The sequence below is a fragment of the Kitasatospora sp. NPDC036755 genome (assembly GCF_040636595.1).
GTDB lineage: Bacteria > Actinomycetota > Actinomycetes > Streptomycetales > Streptomycetaceae > Kitasatospora.
In genome coordinates this window covers 1-3169 of sequence record NZ_JBEZUT010000571.1, presented here as the reverse complement: position 1 = coordinate 3169, position 3169 = coordinate 1, and the positions used below count along the sequence as shown (strand labels likewise).

The window sequence follows — 3169 nt, the reverse complement described above, 5'->3', positions numbered from 1 at the left end:
TCGATGGCTCGGCACTCGGCCTGGGCCCGCATCGCGTCGCGGTGCATGGCGGGCCGGGCGCCGGTGGGTAGGACAGTGACGGCGGCGAGGTGGATGTGGTGGACGGCGTGGCGGACCGCCACCCACCGGCAGCCGGGGCCCTGATCGGGCGCGAGACCGGTGGCCCGGACGACGCGACGAGCCACCTGGGCCCACTGCTCGTCGCTGAGGGCGGGGTCCTCCGGGGCTGCGCGGACGGAGCAGTGCCACACCCGGTTCGGCGGCACCGCCCCCAACTCGGCGGCGCGCAGCCGGGCGTGCTGGTCGAGGCGGTCCGCGAGCCGGCCGACGCTCGCACCCGGCTGACGTCCCGGGTCGGGGGCGCCGTGCAGGTCCCACGCGGCGACGAGGTGCGGATCGACGTGTTCCTCGCGCCGGCCCGGCCCGTAGAGGTAGGCCAACAGCGGACGGATGCCGTTGCCCCGGGAGACGCCGGGGATCACGATACCTCCAGCACGGCGTCCAGGACGGTGTATGTTCGCTCGGCGACGGCCGGAAGAACCGCGAGCGCGGCCTCCTGCCCCGGCCCGGTCTGCGACTCGCGGACGGCGGCGACGGCGGCGTTCAGCTCGCCGGCCACGCGGTCGAGGGCTTCGACGAGCGGGCGCCGCGGGTCGCGGTCGGGGCGCTGGATCGGATCGCCGCACTGCGCGGCGGCCAGGGCGGCGTTGCCGATGAGCCCGGCGGTTGTGAGGCGCTCGGCGGCGGCGCGCTCGCCAATGGCGGTGATGGCCGCTGGGGTGAACCGCACCGTGGTCTGCACGCTGCGGCGCTCCGCCGTGCGCGGTCGCCGCTGCGGCCTGGTGGTGGCCGGAGACTGAGTGCTGTCGATCGGGGAGATCTGCAGTCCTTCCAGTGGGTGGTGGTGCGTCAGCGGCGGTGCCGGGTGGGGATGTTCTCCGGCGTAGCGGGTGCCTGCGCGGGGCCCGGGGCGGAGAAGGTGATCGCGACGGTGCTGTGCGCTCCAGCGCCGGCGGCGCGGGCGCTGGGGGCGGCGGTCAGCGGCGGCAGCGGGTTGTCCGGGTGCCCCACCCGGTCGACCCAGCTCCGGGCGGCTTCGATGGTGGCGAAGCCGCCCTGGCGCAGGGAGTAGGAGTGGTTCGCCGTGTCGACGTCCTCGTAGAAGACGCGGACCGGTTGCTGGCCCGGATCGGGCCGGCTGTCGGTGGCGATGATCCACGTCTTGTAGAAGTCCGGACTGTCGTGGGTGTAGTCGTCGCGGATCCCGAAGCGGTCTCCGGAGACGGCCAGGAAGTCCTCCAGGTCCCGGGTGGCCTGGTCGGTGCTCATGGGGTCCTCGACATCCACGGTGAGCTGGCCCGGGTCTGCACCGCGGGAGATGAGCCAGTTCCGGGCGAGTGCGGCGATGGGGTGGCGGCTGTAGTCGAAGCGGTACGTGCCCTCCCCGAGGTCGCGCTCGACGTGGACGGCCGCGTACTGCGCGAGGCCGGGGACGTCGGCCCAGGTCATGGTGCCGTCGTGCACGACATAGAAGCTCTCGGCGAGGAGTTCGGTGTGCGGGTTCGCTGCGTGCTGCACTGCCAGCGAGGTGTACATGTCCAGGCTGAAGCAGAGGTGGTCGAGCCTCGACTCGTCGTCGGCGGTGACCGGTCGGAGGCCGTCGACGACGAAGCGGGTCTCTTCGAGGGTTTCGCGGGTGGGGATGAGTGCGGTCCTTCTGTTCAGCGACGGTGGCCGGGTCGGTGGCCGGCGGCATCGGGTGGCGGCAGCGGGTCGGTGGGGCCGCTGCCGGGGACGACGGTGCGGGTGGTGGCCGCGCTGGAGCGGGAGGAACTGCTGGGCGGGGTGTGCGGGGCTATCGCGGTGCGGGTGAACGATCGCAGGGCGGGCCGCAATCCGGGTTCCCGACTGGTCCAGTTCTCATCGGTGATCCGGCACCAGGCCGCGACCTCCCGCAGGTTACGAAAGCCGTGCTCGGTGACGGTGTAGACGGCGCTGCCGGGGTAGGGCCGCAAGAACCCGACCGGGTTGCGGGTGTAGGGGCCGACTGTGCGGTGGAAGATGCGGTACGGCTCGTTGGGGTCGGGCCGGTGCCGGTCGAGGGCCAGAACCCAGCTGGGGGATGGCTCCCAGTCGTAGGTGAACGCGGCGAGGACTTCGTAGCGGCCGGGGGCTCGCAGGCGTTCCTCTGCCTCCTGGGTGGCGCGGTCGGTCGGGCGCGCATACACACCGGAGGCGACCTCCAGTGCCGCCGGGTCGGCTCCGCGTTCGGCCAGCCAGCGCTGCGCGAGAGGGACCATGGGCTGGAAGGTGTGCTCGACGCGGACGCGGCCTTGGTCTCGCTGGCGGTGTACGTAGGCGGCCAGGACCTGGGGCGGACCGGGCAGGTCTCCCATCCATGAGTGCTCGTCGAGGAAGAGGTAGAAGCTGTGGGCCCCATGGTGCTGGGCTTGCAGGGGCGCCACTTCCTCGTAGTACGACAGCACGTCCGCCGACTCCTCGCAGGCGCTGTCGAGGGGTTGCAGGTCTGCGAGCCCGAACGGATCGAGGTACGAGGCGCCCTCAGCAACGGGCACGTCGGTTGCTGGTGCGTTCATTGCTTGCGCTCGGTGGCCGAGCACCGGTTCGGCGGAGCTTGTTGGTAGTGCGGGGGCCAGGTGCTGGCCGTACCAGTAGGCGAGGGTGTCATGGAGTTCGGCGAGCTGGCTGCCGGGCGCGGTCGCCTGCAGGGTGCCGTCCGGTAGGCGTTCCAGCAGCTCCTGCTGGATGAGGACGGAGAGCTGGTCGGGTAGTTGGGCACGGGCGGCAGCCGTCATCGGGGCCGCGAGATCGTCCTCGGCGGCCGGCCCGGCACGTAGCCGGTCCAGGACCGGCACGGTGAGCGGCTGGGCGCTGGTGCGCAGGACCTCCTCGAGGACGACCGCGATGGGCTTCTCGGCAACGAGACGGGCTCGGTGCTTCGCGGCCCAGCCGGCGGCGGCGAGGAACACCGGCCACAGCTCTTTCGCCGCTGCGGTGGCCTCCGGGCCAGCGGGGCCGGTGCGGAGCAGACCGTGCCGCTCCAGGTCGCGGTAGTGGTCCGCGACATCGTCGGGGTGGAGGCCGTCGGCGGGATCAAGCACTGTGGCCCGCGGCGTCTGTTGTTCCTCGGCGGATCGTTCGGTGAGCC

3 protein-coding genes and 1 pseudogene are annotated in these 3169 nt (G+C 72.5%); all 4 read right to left on the bottom strand.

Translation table 11 applies throughout. The annotated features are described in order from the left end of the window. Positions 1–482 (bottom strand): annotated as a pseudogene (locus AB0E96_RS40010) (mobilization protein); the annotation flags it as partial. Continuing rightward, positions 479–802, bottom strand: coding sequence for a hypothetical protein (locus AB0E96_RS40005; protein ID WP_359831619.1), 324 nt, complete (start codon positions 800–802; stop codon positions 479–481). The gene AB0E96_RS40005 and the pseudogene AB0E96_RS40010, both read right to left, overlap by 4 nt. 107 nt (positions 803–909) lie before the next feature. Continuing rightward, positions 910–1578 carry a hypothetical protein gene (locus AB0E96_RS40000; RefSeq protein WP_359831618.1) on the bottom strand — a complete coding sequence of 223 codons (669 nt, stop codon included), beginning with the start codon at positions 1576–1578 and terminating at the stop codon, positions 910–912. Between the two features lie 143 nt (positions 1579–1721). Further along, positions 1722–3169, bottom strand: a 1448-nt coding sequence (locus AB0E96_RS39995; RefSeq protein WP_359831616.1) for a hypothetical protein, incomplete at its 5' end; no start/stop codon positions are given.